This window comes from Shewanella electrodiphila, assembly GCF_023283985.1.
Lineage (GTDB): Bacteria > Pseudomonadota > Gammaproteobacteria > Enterobacterales > Shewanellaceae > Shewanella > Shewanella electrodiphila.
In genome coordinates this window covers 207,898-225,863 of record NZ_JAKIKU010000004.1, presented here as the reverse complement: position 1 = coordinate 225,863, position 17,966 = coordinate 207,898, and the positions used below count along the sequence as shown (strand labels likewise).

At 41.1% G+C, this 17,966-nt stretch carries 16 protein-coding genes; 2 read left to right on the top strand and 14 right to left on the bottom strand.

The window, feature by feature from the left end; translation table 11 throughout:
- Positions 1 to 115 precede the first annotated feature (115 nt).
- Positions 116 to 2,272: a S46 family peptidase gene (locus L2737_RS09130; protein ID WP_248955525.1), complete on the top strand. Its 2,157-nt coding sequence runs from the start codon at positions 116 to 118 to the stop codon at positions 2,270 to 2,272.
- Between the two features lie 22 nt (positions 2,273 to 2,294).
- Here the strand turns inward: L2737_RS09130 and L2737_RS09125 are convergent, their stop codons facing one another.
- The 6 genes from L2737_RS09125 to L2737_RS09100 all read right to left on the bottom strand — a co-directional run bounded on the left by L2737_RS09125 (position 2,295) and on the right by L2737_RS09100 (position 8,475).
- On the bottom strand, positions 2,295 to 2,996 hold the full coding sequence (locus L2737_RS09125) for a 23S rRNA pseudouridine(2604) synthase RluF (RefSeq protein ID WP_229371477.1): 702 nt from the start codon (positions 2,994 to 2,996) through the stop codon (positions 2,295 to 2,297).
- A gap of 14 nt (positions 2,997 to 3,010) precedes the next feature.
- Complete coding sequence (locus L2737_RS09120; RefSeq protein WP_248955524.1) at positions 3,011 to 3,715, bottom strand: DUF998 domain-containing protein; 705 nt, start codon at positions 3,713 to 3,715, stop codon at positions 3,011 to 3,013.
- A gap of 163 nt (positions 3,716 to 3,878) precedes the next feature.
- Positions 3,879 to 5,210 carry a Na+/H+ antiporter NhaC family protein gene (locus tag L2737_RS09115; RefSeq protein ID WP_248955523.1) on the bottom strand — a complete coding sequence of 444 codons (1,332 nt, stop codon included), beginning with the start codon at positions 5,208 to 5,210 and terminating at the stop codon, positions 3,879 to 3,881.
- A gap of 467 nt (positions 5,211 to 5,677) precedes the next feature.
- On the bottom strand, positions 5,678 to 6,199 hold the full coding sequence (locus tag L2737_RS09110; protein ID WP_248955522.1) for a TIGR04211 family SH3 domain-containing protein: 522 nt from the start codon (positions 6,197 to 6,199) through the stop codon (positions 5,678 to 5,680).
- 298 nt (positions 6,200 to 6,497) lie between these two features.
- Entirely contained in the window at positions 6,498 to 7,766 is a 1,269-nt protein-coding gene (locus L2737_RS09105; protein ID WP_248955521.1) for an inorganic phosphate transporter, read from the bottom strand.
- A gap of 25 nt (positions 7,767 to 7,791) precedes the next feature.
- Positions 7,792 to 8,475: a TIGR00153 family protein gene (locus tag L2737_RS09100; RefSeq protein ID WP_229371395.1), complete on the bottom strand. Its 684-nt coding sequence runs from the start codon at positions 8,473 to 8,475 to the stop codon at positions 7,792 to 7,794.
- Positions 8,476 to 8,699: 224 nt separating this feature from the next.
- Between L2737_RS09100 and L2737_RS09095 the strand changes: the two genes are divergently transcribed.
- Positions 8,700 to 10,184 carry a CYTH domain-containing protein gene (locus L2737_RS09095; protein ID WP_248955520.1) on the top strand — a complete coding sequence of 495 codons (1,485 nt, stop codon included), beginning with the start codon at positions 8,700 to 8,702 and terminating at the stop codon, positions 10,182 to 10,184.
- A gap of 932 nt (positions 10,185 to 11,116) precedes the next feature.
- Here L2737_RS09095 and L2737_RS09090 read toward each other — a convergent pair.
- The 8 genes from L2737_RS09090 to L2737_RS09055 all read right to left on the bottom strand — a co-directional run bounded on the left by L2737_RS09090 (position 11,117) and on the right by L2737_RS09055 (position 17,922).
- The gene (locus tag L2737_RS09090; RefSeq protein WP_102528232.1) at positions 11,117 to 11,926 is read right to left on the bottom strand and encodes an ion transporter; all 810 of its coding nucleotides are present in this window, start codon (positions 11,924 to 11,926) and stop codon (positions 11,117 to 11,119) included.
- 153 nt (positions 11,927 to 12,079) lie between these two features.
- Positions 12,080 to 12,403 (bottom strand): hypothetical protein, encoded by a 324-nt coding sequence (locus L2737_RS09085; protein ID WP_102528233.1) that lies wholly within the window; start codon positions 12,401 to 12,403, stop codon positions 12,080 to 12,082.
- 29 nt (positions 12,404 to 12,432) lie between these two features.
- Positions 12,433 to 13,089: a hypothetical protein gene (locus L2737_RS09080; protein WP_248955519.1), complete on the bottom strand. Its 657-nt coding sequence runs from the start codon at positions 13,087 to 13,089 to the stop codon at positions 12,433 to 12,435.
- A 7-nt stretch (positions 13,090 to 13,096) separates the two neighbouring features.
- A complete protein-coding gene (locus L2737_RS09075; protein WP_102528235.1) occupies positions 13,097 to 13,786 on the bottom strand; it encodes a PspA/IM30 family protein in 690 nt (229 codons plus the stop codon).
- 11 nt (positions 13,787 to 13,797) lie between these two features.
- Complete coding sequence (locus L2737_RS09070) at positions 13,798 to 14,211, bottom strand: YjfI family protein (RefSeq protein WP_102528236.1); 414 nt, start codon at positions 14,209 to 14,211, stop codon at positions 13,798 to 13,800.
- A gap of 80 nt (positions 14,212 to 14,291) precedes the next feature.
- Entirely contained in the window at positions 14,292 to 16,040 is a 1,749-nt protein-coding gene (locus L2737_RS09065) for a polyamine aminopropyltransferase (protein ID WP_248955518.1), read from the bottom strand.
- A gap of 4 nt (positions 16,041 to 16,044) precedes the next feature.
- Entirely contained in the window at positions 16,045 to 16,944 is a 900-nt protein-coding gene (locus L2737_RS09060; RefSeq protein WP_102528238.1) for a DUF350 domain-containing protein, read from the bottom strand.
- A gap of 9 nt (positions 16,945 to 16,953) precedes the next feature.
- A complete protein-coding gene (locus L2737_RS09055) occupies positions 16,954 to 17,922 on the bottom strand; it encodes a hypothetical protein (RefSeq protein ID WP_248955517.1) in 969 nt (322 codons plus the stop codon).
- Positions 17,923 to 17,966 lie beyond the last annotated feature (44 nt).

Below are 17,966 nucleotides of genomic sequence, written 5' to 3'. Positions count from 1 at the left end.
ATATCATCTGTCATTTCAATAATTGTGCTGCAGTTTATAGGCGTAAAAGAATAATAAACCTGAAATCAGGTTAATAAGCTAGATGTGCACTCACTTATAAAATGGAATTATTACAATGAAAACATGGTTATTAAGCGCCGCAATCGTGGCCTCATTTGCTGCACAAGCAGATGAAGGGATGTGGCAGCCTTATCAACTCCCAGCAATGGCTGATGAGTTAAAAGCAAAAGGGCTAGAGATTGATGTTAAATCGATATCTAAATTGACAGAATACCCAATGAACGCAGTGATTAGCTTGGGTGGTTGTACTGCATCATTTGTTTCTCCAAAAGGGTTAGTTGTCACTAACCATCATTGTGCTTATGGCTCAATTCAGTACAACTCAACCCCAGAAAAGAACTTATTAAAAGATGGTTTCTTAGCAAAAACCTATGCAGATGAATTACCTGCAACGCCTGGTTCACGCATCTTTGTAACAGAAGAAGTGACTGATGTAACTGATCAAGTTAAATCTGGCGAAATGAATAAAGTGGGTAACGACTTTTATAAAGGGATTGAGCAAAAAGAGAAAGCCCTTGTAGCTGAGTGTGAAGCTGAAGATGGTTACCGTTGTAAGGTCTATAGTTTCCACGGTGGACTTGAATATTACTTAGTTAAACAAATGGAAATTCGTGATGTTCGCTTAACTTATAATCCTGCTGCGAGCGTGGGTAAATATGGTGGTGATATTGATAACTGGATGTGGCCGCGCCATACAGGTGATTTCTCATTCTACCGCGCTTATGTGGGTAAAGATGGTAAACCTGCAGATTTCAGTAAAGACAACGTGCCTTATGAGCCAAAAAGCTTTTTAAAAGTATCAGCTAAAGGTGTGAGTGACGGTGATTTTGTGATGGTAGCAGGCTATCCAGGTCGTACAAACCGTTACCGCACAGCTAACGAAGTAGAAAATCAGTTTGAATGGGCTTACCCAGAAGGGAAAGTACTACGTGAACGTTTAATTGAAATCATCAAAGAAACCGCGCCAGAAGGCAGTGACGATCGCATTAAGTATGAAAGTGCTATTGCAGGTTTAGCGAACTACGCTAAAAACTTTACTTCAATGATTGAGTTTTATGGCAAATCGCCAATGCTTGAAGAGCGTAAGGGCTTAGAGCAAAAACTGGCTAATTGGATTAAAGCTGATAAGACGCGTCAATCGCAGTATGGTGAGACTTTAGCTGAACTTGATAAGTTGATCGCTAAAGAGCAACAAGGTCAAGAGCGTGACGTGCTGATGAGCTATATGGGCTATAGCAGCATGATGAGTACAGCGGGTCGTTTATACCGTCTTGCTAATGAAAAAACCTTGCCAGATATGGATCGTGAACCAGGCTATCAAGAACGTGATATGACTAATTTCACTTCTGGAATGGAGCGTATTGAGCGTCGTTATGCCCCTAGTGTGGATAAAGCCATCCTTGCTGATTTGATTAAACGGTACGCAGCATTACCAAGCGAATACCGTCTAGCAGCCTTTGATAAAGCTTTTGCAATCGGTCAGCCATTTGATGAAGCTAAATTCACTAAGCACCTTGATAACATGTACGCTAAAACTACGTTATCTGACAAAGAAACGCGCTTAGCCTGGATGGATAAGTCGGTTGCTGAATTTAAGAAGTCAAAAGATCCATTCATTCAATATGCTGTTAGTACGTATGATGAAAGAATGCAGCGTGAGCTTGATAATAAGCAGCTTGCTGGTGATTTAATGAAAGTACGCCCGCAGTATATGGATGCGATTATCGCTTACAACCGTGAACTTGATAAGCCTGTGTATGCTGATGCTAACTCAAGTTTACGTGTCACCATTGGTAATGTGAAAGGTTATAGTCCACAAGATGGATTAGTGGCGGTTCCTTTTACTCGTTTAGAAGGCATTGTTGCGAAAGATACTGGAGTCGAGCCTTTTAACTCTCCAGCTAAACAGCTTGAGTTAATTAACCAAAAGCAATACGGCGATTACTATGTTAAATCTCTAGATTCTGTACCGGTTAACTTCTTATCAACTCTTGATACAACCGGTGGTAATTCTGGTTCACCTACCTTAAATGGTCGAGCTGAACTGGTGGGGTTACTATTTGATGGTGTTTACGAGAGTATTATTGGTGATTGGGGTTACGATCCTGAGACAAACCGTTCAATTCAAGTGGATAGCCGTTACATGTTATGGGTTATGAAATACTTAGATAACGCTGATAACTTACTTGAAGAGATGGAAATCGTTAAGTAGAAGGTTCATACATTACAGGCATCTAGAGTTTCAGTAGGTGCCTTAGAACCGAAATTTCTGCGGCCTCTAGGGGCCGCATTTGTTTTTCTGCTAAGTTCAAAAGTTCACAATTCATCATACTCATACGCACCAAATCAATCACGTTATAGCCTAAAGCTTTAGCCATTCTGCGGATCTGTCGGTTTAAACCTTGGGTCAACGTAATTTGAAATTGATTCTCACTGACTGCGGTAACTTTACAAGGTTTAGTGGTGACATCACGATAGCTTACCCCTTGGCTCATTTTCTCAATAAACTCATCATTAAAAGGGCGATCTACTGTTACTAGATACACTTTTTCATGGCCAAAATCTGGGTGCATTAATCGGTGGGTTAATTCACCGTCATTTGTGAGCAATAACAGCCCGCGTGAATCCTTATCTAATCTACCAGCAGGATAGAGCCTAGGAGCGGGCGGTAGAATATGGATAAGACTAGATGGAAGGTCGGGCAATAAGCGGCAGTCAATGCCTACAGGTTTGTGATACAGCCAATACTGTTTACTTTCAATAGGGGCAATTGGCGCACCATCCAATAAGATATTGGGATTAACAGCAGATTGATTCACTCTATCTAATGGTGATGCCTGTTGGCCGTTAAAACTGACACGACCAGCAGCAATAAGTCGCTGAGCTTGACGTCTTGAGCTGACACCACAATGGGCGAGGTATTGTTCTAAACGCATATTAACTGACAAGGTTAATCGCTCGCAAAGGTGAGGTTTGATAGCTGTTTTTGCTGAAACTTAATCATTTTTTTCATATTTAGCCCCAGTAAGACACACCATAAAATATTGGCTTGAGTCAGTACCCACATGACTAAAGACACCCAACAAATATCGCCGACTCTATGAGTGCAAGGATCAAAATCAAGCGTAGACCAGTTGAGTAAATACATTAACGCAATAGAGAAAATTAGCCCAATAATGTTAAAGCCAAATAAAGATGTTGAAAGTGAACTGTTTTTTCTAAAGTAATCAATGAAACAAAAGCTGTGCAGTACAAAAGTACAAATGAGATAACCAGTTGAAAAGAAACGATGTTGCTCAAGAAAGTTAATTGGAAAAATACCAATCAGTACAATCAATACCCCTAGAATAGCGCCAGTAATGGTAATGATCCTGCTATATACATCGGTAAAAACATAATATCGCGCCAGCATCGAAAGCATCAAACAAGCGCCGCCTATCACTAAGCCCATGTTATATACAATCGCTAAAGGCGAGCTCATGTAGTCGCCTAAGGTGTCAGCGCGAATACTTAATGGACTGACTCCTAATCGAGCAACCTCAGCAATAAGTGCAGTACTAATCCCCAAACCACTGATCAACGCCGTCGCTAAAGACATGAAAATAATCATTAAATGTAAATCGTAATGTTTATTGGCTTCAATTGTTTGACTCATGAATGGCTTAATATCTGCTTTCGTTAACTAATTGTTAGTGACAGATTATCACTAATCGACATATTTTATTAAGAGGGAGATACAAAAAACCTGATATAAATTGCCAGTTGGCATTTCTATATCAGGTTTTAAAAGCGTTAAACTTATGGTCTAACCGCGCTGATTAGTTGCGCTTGCGTAAAATCACAATGGCTATAGCGACTACCGCTAAAATCATGCAGTACCAAGCGTAAGAGATGGCTGCTAATGGGCTAATAGCAAATGTAGATGCTATCAATAATGCTTGGGCACCATGAGGAATAAGACCCTGAACAATACAAGCGAAGATATCTAATACACTTGCAGCACGTTTAGGTTCAACACCATGTTTTTGAGCTAAATCTTTAGCAATATCACCAGCAACGACAATCGATACAGTGTTGTTTGCCACACAGGTATTGGTGGCTGCAACAATACTGGCCATACCTAATTCAGCTGCTCGGCTTGACTGACCGCCTTTAGCTTTTGAGAAACGTTTGATTAGTAATTCAATTTTTTCACTGACAAACTTCAGTCCACCTTGCTGCTGCATTAGTGCAGCTAAACCGCCAACAAGCATTGAAAGGATGAAGATTTCTTGCATGTTAGTGAAACCAGCATAAATATCTTGTCCAAACTGGATTACACCGTAATCAGCTACAAACAGCCCTGTTGCTCCAGCAAGTAAAATACCCACGGTTAGCACAACGAACACATTCACACCCGCTACTGCTAGAAATAAGATCGTTAAGTAAGGGATAACATTGATGATATCAATTTCTTGAGCGGCGACCTCAGCTTGTCCTTGGCCTGCAAAAGCAAATAGCACAAGCGTGATTAATGATGCTGGTAAGGCAAAAATTAAGTTCTCGCGGAACTTATCTTTCATCTCACAGCCCTGTGTTCGGGTTGCAGCAATGGTGGTATCAGAAATAATCGACAAGTTATCACCAAACAACGCACCTGACATAACAGCACCTGCCATTAGGGCGTAATCAATTTGCGCTTGGTCAGCAACACCTAAAGCAATTGGCGCAACAGCAGCAATGGTGCCCATTGAGGTGCCCATAGCGGTTGCAATGAAGGCGGCAATAACAAAGAAGCCAGGAAGCAACATGCTTGAAGGGATCATTGAAAGACCTAGTGCAACGGTTGCATCAACACCACCAGTGGCTTTAGCAACAGATGCAAAAGCACCTGCGAGTAAGTAAATTAAACACATCGCGATGATGTTGCTGTGACCGATACCCGCAATAAAGGTATCAATAGACTGATTTAGTTTTTGCTTTGATAGCAATAGCGCCAAAATAATCGCAGGTAAAATAGCGATGACACTTGGTAATTGATAAAAAGCGAAATCTACCCCTTGGCTTTGAAAGTAAACGCCAGCACCGATAAATAGCGCTAAAAAGGCGAATAGAGGCAATAAAGCGATAAAGGAGGCTGGGCTCGTCGTAGTTGTATTTTTTGTCGTCAAGGTCGTCTCTCTTTTTTTATTTCAGTGATACTGGTTATGCGTCTATGGATGCAATTGAGTACTTTAGCAAACTCTTCATTAATAGTCGTATTATGATGACTTCTTAAGTTCTGGCAAGCATAGGAGATCTACAAATTAGTGTCAATCTAGACGTCTAGACTTCTTTGCTTCTGAGCTAACTTTTACAAAATACACTAGGTTTCGTTTTGTAAAATTAACATTTGCGTATAAAAAATGTTGTGTGAGCGGGATTAATAAGCAAGTTGTGAGGCTATGCTAATGGATCGCAAACACGTTGGTTTAATTTGGCTTCAGATTACAGTTGTTTTTGATGCGCGTGTAAGGGGCAATTGAATACTGACAAGGTGAATAAAGGGCATTAGAAAACAGGTTTGATCTTGTATTGGAATCAACAAAAAAGCCAATGCAGAGCATTGGCTTTATAGCGTGCGCTTAAATAGCTGAAGTTACATCCAGCGACTTTTCTGTTTACGCTGTGGTCTTGGTAAATAAACCAAAATAATGCCAATTAATGCGCCTAAACCTGCAATCAATGCGCCTTGTTGCCACATTTTAGATTGGGCATTATCTTTAATCGATTGCAGCTGCTGGTTAGCTGTATCACGTTCATTAGTGACTTTTGTTAACTCTGATTGCAACGAAGCAATTTGGTTGTTCGAAGACGTTAGCTGTTGTGCAACAGATTCTGAACTTTGATCTAATTGCGCTAAGGTTGATTTTGTTTGCGCTAATTCAGCTTCAATAATCGGTAAGCGAGTTCGCAAGCTTGAACCTGTTTCAATCAAGTCTGACTTTACCCAGCCTTCACGATCTTTATGATCACGCACTTTACTGTAATCGTTTTGCGTCTCGTTTAATAAGGTAATTGTCTGGCCAGCTTCAATACTGCCTAATATACGATACTGAGTACCTGGACCACCGTGGATGTAAATAAACACATCGTCAGTAATGTAATGCGTCTGAGCCATTAAACCTTTTGAGAGCAGTAGCAGGGCTACTAATGTAAGCATTCTGAACACGTTATTTTTCCATACCATTAGAACTATCCGTCATGCTATTTATTTAGTGACTTGATTGCAAGGAAGAACGTCAAAGACTTATTTAAATAAGCGGTATTACTGATGTAAATGTGCATTATTAGTCAAAAACGCTGCAATCATTGCTTTTATTGCACAGTTTATTAGGCATTTAAACACTCAAAAAAGAGCCACAAAAAAGCCGGACATTTTCATGACCGGCCTTTTAAGCAATATAGCAATCGCTATCTTAGCTAAATACACCCTTAATGGTGAAGAAGAATAAGATAGATAATGCAGCACCTGCAGGGAGTGTTACTACCCAAGAGATGACAATATTACGGACTACACCGATATTAATTGCAGCGATACCACGTGCCATTCCCACACCCAATACAGCACCAACAAGTGTCTGTGTTGTCGAGATAGGAAGACCAGTACCAGACGCAATGACAACCGTTGAAGCAGCTGCTAATTCTGCAGCAAAACCACGACTTGGCGTTAGGTGAGTAATGTTTTTACCAATGGTTTGCATAACGCGCTTACCAAAGATAGCTAGACCCAATACGATACCAACAGCACCTAATGGAAGGATCCACCAAGCTAATGCTGCTTTAGATTCAATTTCACCGCCACTGTTAACAACAGAAACAACTGCCGCTAATGGGCCAATTGCGTTAGCAACATCGTTTGAGCCATGGGCAAATGCCATACAACAAGCGGTAACAACCATTAAGATAGCGAATACTTTCTCTACGTTTGCATACTCAGCTTGACGGTTAACATTGGTTGGCATGTTTAAGCGACCAATAGCCACTCTACCGAAGATCCCTACACCGATAGCAACAGCAAGTGCTAAACCGTATGCTTCAACGGTAGAGAAGTGTAAACCAACGTGCTTAAGTCCTTTTGTGATAGTCACAAGCGACATAATAAAGCCCGCAAGTCCCATGTAAAAAGGCACGAAACGTTTTGCGTTCGCGAGTGGGTCATCGGTGTTGAAAATTAACTTTTGAACACTTTGGAACAGCATGAAAGCAATGAAACCTGATATCGCAGGTGTTACCACCCATGAGCCGATAATGCCAACAACTTTACCCCATTCAACCGCTTCAGCACCAACACCTACAGCAGCAAAACCAACAATGGCGCCAATGATAGAGTGAGTCGTTGATACAGGCCAGCCTAATGCCGACGCCGCGATTAACCATAAACCTGCCGCTAATAAAGAGCCGATCATGCCGTATACCAGTAATTCAGGCGATTCAACGAAGAAACTTGCGTCAATAATACCTTTACGAATAGTACTGGTCACTTCACCACCTGCTAAATAAGCACCGGCAAATTCGAAGATCATTGCAATAATAATTGCTTGTTTGATTGTGATGGCGTTGGAACCTACTGAGGTACCCATAGCATTGGCAACGTCATTTGCGCCAATACCCCATGCCATCAAAAATCCAAATACAGCCGCAATACCAATTAGCATTGGGCCATTGGTGACTAATACATCAACCATGTTGTTTCCTTGATAACCTTGTTAGTTATGAACTGCGAGCTAACATTAGCTCTAGGCGAGAGCCTACACGCTCAGCTAAATCAGCCAAGCCTCCAACCCATTCGATGATTTTGTACATGAACATGACATCGACAGGATTCAAATCTGCTTCCAAGCTTAGTAGTAAACGACGTACTTGGATCTGCAAATCATCAGAATCAGCTTCAATCAGATCTAATTCATTGATCATCTTAGCGACTAATTCGACTTCACGACCACGGAAACCTGTTTCTAGAAGGTCATCGAGTTCGTTAATTGCTTGCTTAGCAAGAGAGACAGCATCTAAACAACGTTTGAGGTAAGCGTTAAACGGTGCTTGAACTGGTTGAGGGAACACTAATTGGCGACCAATAATTCGGCCTGAGATGTCTTTAGCTTTGTTGGCGATTTTGTCTTGTTGAGTTAATAACTCAAGCAAGTCAGTACGCTCAACAGGCATGAACAACCCACTAGGAAGGGTAAGACGAATTTCACGCTTCAGCGCGTCAGCGTCATTTTCTAATAAGCTAATTTGCTTACGTACATTTACAGCTTCATCCCAATCACCCGAAGTCGTTGCTTCAAAGAAGGGTACGAGTAAAGATGCACATTCGTGAACTTTATCTATATGCTGTTCTAATGGTTTAAGGGGTGATTTTGCAAACACACCTAAAATAGAGTTTACTGGCATTGCGGTTAACCTATTTAATGATTCCAAAGTTGGAAAAACGGGCGCATGTTACCTCAAGCGTCCGCATATTGAAACTGTGTTTTTAATTTAATCTACAGTTATTAGCGCTCAGTATATAGAACTGAGTTGCGCAATCCTAAGGGATTTTTATTACAGAAATGTGACATTATGAACTTAACATGACGCATTTATGAAGATTTAATGACAAGGTGAGTAGAAAGTCAATGGACGCTGAGATAGAACTGAAGCTGTTTATGCAGTCGCAATACCATGATTTACTAGTTAAATTACTCAATGGAATGAGCGAATCCACACCACAAAATACCCGTGAATTATCCAATAAATATTTCGATACAGCAGCATTACAACTTCGTCGTTGGAAGATGGGATTGCGGGTAAGAAGTAGTGAAAACTTTACAGAGCAAACCATTAAAACTGCAGGCTCAGTTATTGGTGGTATTCATACACGACCTGAATACAATGTCCCTATTGAACAAAAAATACCCTCTCTTAATTTGTTTCCTAAAGACATCTGGCCAAATGAAGCGGATATCGACGGATTACAACAAGACCTACATTGTGTTTTTGAGACCAATTTTACCCGCCAAGCTTGGCATATTTATATCGAAGGTAGCTTAGTTGAAGTGGCATTTGATGTCGGTGAGGTGCTTGCTAACGGTGAATCAGAGCCTATTTGTGAAATTGAGTTTGAATTATTAGCAGGTGAAGCCTCGGCTTTATTACATCTTGCTATAGAGGTTGCGCGCACTATTCCGGTTCGACTAGGTAAAGCCAGCAAGGCGCAGCGTGGTTATCAATTATCTGGGCACCAACATTCAGCTCCGCTAGAGAAGATAGATTACATTTGTCTGCCAACAGACAAGAGCTTGCCAAAAACCTTAGAAGTATTACTGGAAACAGGTATCGAGCGTTGGCAAATCATTGAGTCCTTATTGATTGAAACCCGAGATATTCCACATCAAGCTAAACTTTGGATGCAGCTCAGGGCATGTGTCAGATTATTAAGGCTGACCTTGAGTCAATTTGGGTTACTTAATAAGCAAGTTTTGCAATATTTTGAATTAATAGAACAGCAAATGCAGTTCATTGAGCCATTGCAAAGTTTAAGTCTTATTTTAGATGAACAAAAAAAGTTACTTGGTAAACGCGCTGATAAAACCGTGATCACCGAACTCGTGATGACAAAAGTCACTGAGTTGGTTTCAAGCCATAAACTGGCTCACCTTTGGCAAGTGCCAGAGTATGGACAACTGCAATTATCATTAGTCGATTTATTATTAAAAACCACTAACGGTAGCCATCAGATGGTGGATTACCCTGAACTTGGCTTATTTGCTAATCATTTACAGCAGGACTCTTGGCAAAAAATTGTTAATTTAATGCCGGTAACAGCTGCAATGGACAGTTTGGATTATCAAAAGGTTGCCCAGAGATTAGACGAAAGTATTTTGGTTGGCTTTGCTTATGGTGAGTTATATCAAGCTGAAGATAGAGAAGCCTTTCGCGCCCCTTGGCAAGACCTGGCGTTAGGGATCCAAACATTAGGCAGTTATCAATTATTATCTGAAATCACCCAAGACAGTGATATTGAAATCGCGAGTTGGTTGGAAGATAAAGCACAAAGTTTACTTTTTGCGATGGAGCACTCTCGTAAAAGTGCGCTTAAAAATCAACCTTACTGGAAATGATAAACTCCTAGCAACTCGTACCTAACAACTTGTATCTAACCACTGGTATATACCAAGAGTCAGTGCTAGATAGCTCATTTTAGCCATCGCTTTAAATGTAAAAACCTATCAAATGATAGGTTTTTATTGGTTATGTACGACCATAACAATGTTTGATAAAAATTTAAGGTGCTATGAATGATAAATATGCAATAGTTTGATAATTTATCTAAGAATGAAAGGCACTTCCTTATAATAAAGTTTAATCATTTTTAAACTCACTTTTGGAAAGAAACGAGTTACCCGTTTATGTTTTGTACTTCATCTATATTGGCTAAATTACTTAAGACCATCACTTCAATCTAATTCATTGCCTGCCGCAGGCTATCGTGCAAGCACGACTATGACACGCAGCAAGTTCATCCCTGAAAGCTCGGCCATGACGTCCATGTCATGGACGGTCACAGCCGTGCTTACACCGGAATTTTCATCTCTTCGATTTGACTGTATTCGTGACAATTTAAAGAGCTAAAAAGCTCAAGTTGTATAGGTGTTTCGATCTTCTAAGAATGCACAATTTGAATTGAGGCAAGTAAGAAAATCGCGTGAGTCCAGACAAGGATGTCTGGCTAGCTTTCGAGGGGAAGGGACGCCTCATCGTGAGCGTTAGTGATTTTGTAGCTTGCCGAAGCGGACTCAAAATGAAGTTTAAAGCTGGATCATTCTCCGTTGGAAATTTTGCTGTTTAAATTTCGCCGGAGCTGCGGGGTGTTCTAAGAGGGAGTCGCAGTTCACTCCCTTTTAGTCTGGTGTGGGCGAAGCGCCACGACCTTGATTTAGATTTTGATTCGATTCAAATCTAGAAATTATCAAACTATATTATAAATGCTCAGACTTTATTATGATTTATCAAACATTAATATGAAAGCACAGGTTAATTTACTCTGCGCCGACTATTTATTATTGATCTCTTTACGCAAGCGGGTGATTTCTTCCAGCATCTGCTGTTGGTTCTTTTCCATTTGAGCTTGATTCTGCTCCATTCTGGAAATCGCCTTTTCAAGCTCAAATTTAATCTCATTTTTATTGGTTTCATTGCGTTCATTTTCATCTGGCGCAACAAATACTGACGCCATATAGCCTGAGATAACACCAAAAAAGCTCACGCCACTCATAATAACAATTGCCCCAACAACGTGGCCGACACTGCTCACAGGGTAGTAGTCACCGTACCCTACAGTTGAAATGGTCACGAGTGTCCACCAAATAGCTTGTTCAGCGGTTTCAATATTGGCACCTTCAACACCCGCCTCAACTAATAAAATCACGATAGACGCGGTGGTTAAGATAAACACCATTGCTAGTAATAGGCTGGCTAATGTGGTTTGTTTACGTTGTTTTAGTAACGGTACGATGAGTGCGCGGCTAACTCTAATAAGCCTAATGACTCGAAGAATTTGGAATACACGGGCGATACGCAGGGCTTCAATCGCAGGAATACTGGCGACAAAGTCGATCCAATGATGGCGTAGATAGAATTTTTTATTGCTGGCTTTGATTAGGCCATAAAAGAATCGCGACATGAATATCATACAGATACTGAGATCGATAAACAGTAATAGCTGTCTTGTCTCAGGGTCGACATGACTGAATGTCAGGACTAATACCACGACGACAGAAAACAGTGATAACACCATCATGGCTAAATCAAATGGACTAGGACCATTTAAGGCTTTCAGTGACCAGCGTTTTTTTTCACTCATGTTAAAAATCCGTTTATACAATAAATCTTTGCAATGATGCTAACAATGTAACTGTGACGAGACAATCTCAAGGCATAAAAAAACACGCTCAAAGGCGTGTTTTATGTTCGATAAATAACATTACGGTATTAACCGTAATCAGTGGCTAACAAATTACACATCAACAAATTGGACTAAATCATCAAGCACGCGCTTTTTAATTTCAAGCTGTGCGTCTGATGCTAATCCATACCGTTGGGCCAGAATGACATAATCATCTTGGCTTAATGACACGGTCAATCTTGGTCGTTTAGGACGTTTTGTCACTTCTAAACCTAAGATAGAGCGAATTTGATCTGAAGGGCTAACACCTGCATCAAGCGCAGCTTTACGAATTAAGTATTGAAACTTTTCATCGAGGTCAAAAGCCACTTGAGTTGCTTTTGCTGCTTGCTGATTTTTAATCCATGTATCTGGTAATGATTTACCTTTACTCATGTCAGGTGTTACTCCTTAAATTGCGAAGATTAACTTGCTGGCCAAAACTCGCGAATGTCAGTCACTGGACGATACAAGGTTAACATTACATCTGTATCGCCGCCTTCGTACACTTCAATATCGACGGCTTGAGAATCTTCATTATTAACCAATGAATAGCTTTCAAATGCATTACCACGGTGTTGACTGCTATCATCTTGAGGTGGTTTTTGACCTCGGTAATCTTCACGATGGAAGTAACCAAAACAGCCAAACTCAACTTGATGATATGCGCTAGCAAGCCAACGTCCGTATTCGCTATCTAATTCATTGGACAATGAAAGGGTTTTCAGCTCAGCGTTACCTGGTTCTTCAAAAATTTGACCAAATTGGTCTAAATCAAATAGCTGTTCTACAACGGCTCGATTCACTTTGATTGAAAAACTTAAATACGCTTCATCTTCTTGATGATACGAGAGGTAAATGGCTGTGCCACTATGACCTCTAAGTAACCACTCACATTGCTGTGAACGTTCATACTCATAGGTATGTACTTCTTCAACTTTAAGTTGCTGCCCACGTAACTGTTCAGGTAAAGCAAAACTATCATCAAGGGAGATCATATCTCCCTTGAGTAGTTTGTTTACATGATTAAGCTGACGTTTTGGGGCTTCTTTCTTGCCGAAAAGGCCACTTAGAAATCCCATAGCTTAATTAACCTTTTTTCGCTTTTAGGCGCTCTAATACAGCATTAGCATTAGATTTTTGCTCGCCAATACCTGCTTCAGCTAGTTTAGCGTGCAGCGACTTGTCACTGTTTTCTTCAGCTAAGGCTTCAGAAGCTTGTAGGCGGTCATCAAACGACTGCTGACGCGCTTTGATACGCTCTAAAGAATCTTTAGCATTCATTAGCTTCGAGTTACTTGAAGCAAATGAGTCAGTGATAGTCGCTGTAGCTTTTTGAACACTTTCAGTGGTCTTAACCATGCTTAGCTGACGTTGGTAATCAGTTAACTGACGTTCAGTTTTCTTCACTAAATCTTTTAAACGTACTGCGTGAGCAGAGAAGCTTGTATTAGCTGACTCTTGGTCTGCAAGCTCTTGGTCAAGTTGAGCAATTTTCTCTGCGACTTCGATAGCTAAAGCTTCGTTGTCTTTTTCAAGCGCCTGAGTGGCATAACCTTCATGCTCAGTAATGCTGCGCTTTAGGCGGTCAACTTCACGGCTGGCTTGCATTTCTTTGGCCATCACATCAGTTAATTCACGCTTCGCTTTGGTTAGATGCTTTTCTGCATCACGAATTTCTTGTTCAAAAATACGGGTAGAATTTGCGTCGACAATATTTTGACCGACTTCATTAGCACCACCGCGAAATGCCGTTAAAATTTTATTTAAAATGCCCATGATATGGCTCCTTACTTCAAAAATTCGACAAGTTCGTCGATGACTTCTAAACAGTTATCAGACAATACTGATAATTCTTGTTCAATCTCTTCCATGCTTGAGGTGACGGATAGTGCACCGTAAACCACATACTTATCATCAATTTTTGCAAACGATGAAAGTGGCATTGGAATATTAAGTTCCAGCATGGTTTCAAACATTTGAGTGCGAGTGTCTTCTTTGACTTCGCTCTCATCCCATAAGTAACTGATACACAAAATTTGGTTGTCAGTTACCGATACGAATACGGGTAATTCTTCACGACCAGCAACGTTGACTTGTAATACTTCGACATCACCGTCAATTGGGAAACAATCAAACTTCAAACCGGTATGACTCTCGTCGCCGAGTTCTGTTAGGTGATTAGCAATCTTATGGATATTCATATTTGTCCTTGTTGACATATTATGTCTTAGGTTTCAAAGATAGCACTTAGACATATTATGTCAAGGCTATTTTTGGTAGATTAAAAAAGATTCATCCCTTGATTCTCAGACCATGACGCTAAGTGGTAATGATAAAGCTGTAATGATCCAATTGTATTAATCTTAATATTGTCTTTGTCATCATAAAAGTTACCTGGGAATTCAAAAGAAGCGTGGATTAACCCCGGCGTTAACCAATCTTCTTCGATGGGTAACTGTTCGTTATGAGCTAGACGTGTTCTTGCATCGAGCCCTGAACGCGTTGCTATGGTCCAGCCCCACTCACCAAAACTAGGCACATTATGATGATATTGCTCAACCGTAAAACCAGCTGATTCGATAGTGTTACCTACCGAGATAAACGCTTGCTGGGCATGGTAAGGCGAGGTCGACTGTACCGTCATTGCACCATCAGCACTTAATAACTCTGCCAGTTTGCGGTAAAACAAATCAGAATATAATTTATTTAAATCGGGATGGCTTGGATCAGGCAAATCGATAATGATCGAATCAAACTTTTGATTATCACTAATCAGTTTATCTACGCCATTAAAGGCATCATCGTAGATAAGTGTCACTCGAGGATCGTTTAGCGCATCACCATTTAATGCCAGCATGGCATTGCTTACATGCTCTGGCATGTTGTCTTGTGGCTGCTTAAATAAATCTACTAACTTTTCATCAAGATCCATTAACGTGACTGATTTCGGCTGCCACTTTAATACCTGTTTGAGCCCTAGACCGTCACCGCCACCAATAATCAGTACATTGTCCTGTCTCGCACTTGCTGCCAGAGTAGGGTGGACTAAAAAGCTGTGATAGATGTGCTCGTCGATACTTGAGAACTGTAATCTGCCGTTAATATAGAGCGAGTAAACAGGCGCTTGACCATTACCCCGCAATCTTTCAGTAAAGGTTAATTGCTGAAAACGTGTGGCTTCTGCATACACAACTTTGTCTTTATACAGCAGGTTATTGAAGTTTTGCTCCCAACTTGGGCCATGCATTGCCAATAATACCAATACGCCACTGGCGATAAAGTGCCCTGTTAAGATCAACTTTGCCCAGCGGATCTGATCCCAAAAACGCCAGATAAACACAAAACCAGCTAATAAATTCACACTGGCAGTCAGTGCTGCTGCAAGTTGAATGTCCAGCGATAGCATGAACATCACCCAAATGGCTGCTCCGACACCTGCACCGACATAGTCAGCGCCGTATATGGTGCCCGCATTGTGCAGCAGATGTTCTTCTGAAAGCGATTGACGTACACGGGCAATCAGTGGGATTTCCATTCCGATCATCAAGCCCAGAATAACCCCCCAAACATAAGGTAAGTATTCACTTAAGTTTTGTAAGGTGCCAATAAAGCCGCCATCAGGAATATGATCAGGTGGTAGGCCTAGCGTATTGGCAATCATTAATGGCAGTTGTTGACCAAAGCCAATAACTGCAGCGGTGATTAAAATGGCCAATGAACCACAAAATGCCACTGTCAGTTCAAGTAAGGCAAAACCAGTAAAGGCGCAGCGAATTTTGCGAGCTGCAAAAGCACCAATACCCATAGACACAATCATAATACCAATCATGGTATAAATCGCGGCTTCAAGCGCGCCTAAAATACGGCCCGCATAGTGAGATAAGAGGTATTCGTAAATAAGACCGCAGCCAGCAAGGAGTGCCATAATGCCCAATAAAAGAGCATCATCGAACCAAGCTAAGCTGCGTTTAGAAGGACTGCTCTGCTTGTTGCTGCCCTCCTGGCCATTTTCAAGCAAAGTGTTATTCATCAAGTTACGCCATTAATGCCGCAAGAATAAGGGCGATACTGACACTAATAGCAAGTTCTACGGCTGCAACACCGACGTTATGCTGTTTCTCTACTTCGTCAGTTAAGTTAATTTGCGCCAGTACTAGCTTTTTAACGACGGCCAATAATACTGATAGTGCAATTAACATGATTATAGAGAAGGTTAACCAACCAACAATATTCATAAAGTAAGCAGAAGGGTCATAAATGATGAAATGGCTTGCCGCATTAAAGGTAAATGCCATCGCAATCATATAACCACTGTGACGCACTGCAATAGCAACTTGGCCTTGTTCTAAGGCTTTTTGCATTGAATCACCTTGATTACGTTTCGCATATTGATGCTCACGGAATCGGGTTAAGATCACTAGCATTAGCTGTGAAATCAAAAACGCAGTGAAAATAGCAATAAAGGTATCAAGGGTGATGTCTTCAGCCCACATTAATACTGAGCGGATGATAATCGCAGTAGCAATTGCGGCAGCGGCATCAACAATAGCAATCGACATATTGCCATTAACGATTTGACTGTTTTTGTCCACTTCATTTAGCGCAACTTTATCATGTAAGAAACGGCCAAATTTAATCAATACTAAACCGAATACACCATAGAAAGTCATGCCTATAGCTTCCATTGCGTAAGAGTTTGCAGCTTCACCAGTGATAGCACCAGTTAATACAATACCCAAGGCTAAAACCGCACCTGCTGTGCTAACACCAAAAGCGAAGTTATCGCGTTCGGCTAATTCTGCACGGCTATTGACTCGCACACTCCAGCCTTGCAGATAACGCATTAGCGCTAACAAAACTACCGCAATGGTAATGTCGATTGCTAAAATAATAGCCAGGTCTAGGGTGAGCCCGAAGTCAGTTAAAAATGTCATGATTATTCCTTATTTGCCTCGGCGTACACCGCGAGTTGTGCGGCTTGATGAATTACGGAAACTGCTGTCTTTAGAGTAGGTCGAACGGAACTTACTTGAACTTGCACTTCTGGTGCCCGTTGTACTGGCTTTTGGCGCTGAAGTACTTTGTCTTGATAAACTTGTAGAGCCTGTGCGAGATTTTGCGTACGGGCTATTAAACTGTTTACCTTGAGAGTTAAACGTTTTCTTGGTGTTCTCGTAGGTGCGATTTTGCGCACTAGCCTGCTTTGGCGATGTATAACGGTAACGGCCTACATCGTTGTAGTAGCTGTAACCACGGTTATTTGACCAACGGTCGTAACGTACTGGGTTCATCACATTTGAGAACATCGAGTACATGCCGTACCAGGCCCAAAATGACATGCCACTGGAGTTACTTTGCCAGCTACCATAAGACGGGTTACCGACAAGTTGACTACCTGCGCCAAAATCTTCACTGCCATTTGCCAGTGCTGCAGCTTCTCGGCTGATAGAATTAACTCGTGCAAGCTGCCCGCCAGATAAATCGGCTACAACATTGACTGGATCAGACAGCATATCGTTATACAGACTTGAATCAGCTGCTTGGTAAATATTCTGCGCTTCTTCTAACTGTTGATCTAAATCGATGAAGTTGGCTGAATCAGATAATTCACTGTTACGTCTTTGTAGGGACTGGAACATTGGTCCTGATGTTCCCGCATCTTTTGCGAGCTCATCTAATAAAGGGACTAAATCAGGTTTACTTTGCTTAAGTAAGTTAGCGTACTGATTGAGCAAGGTCGCATTACGCAATTCACCCGCATTGAGCATCGAGTTTAATTGCCCCAAACGTTGTTGAGACAATTGCTGATACTGAGCAATTTTTTCAGGTCTGTCGTCACCACAGCCTGTTAATGTTAAGCACAATATTATCGTTGAAAATACTGCGAGGACACGGGGAAGCATGCCAGCCATGTTTTCTCCAAATGGTAAGAAATTCATCTATAAATATAATAACA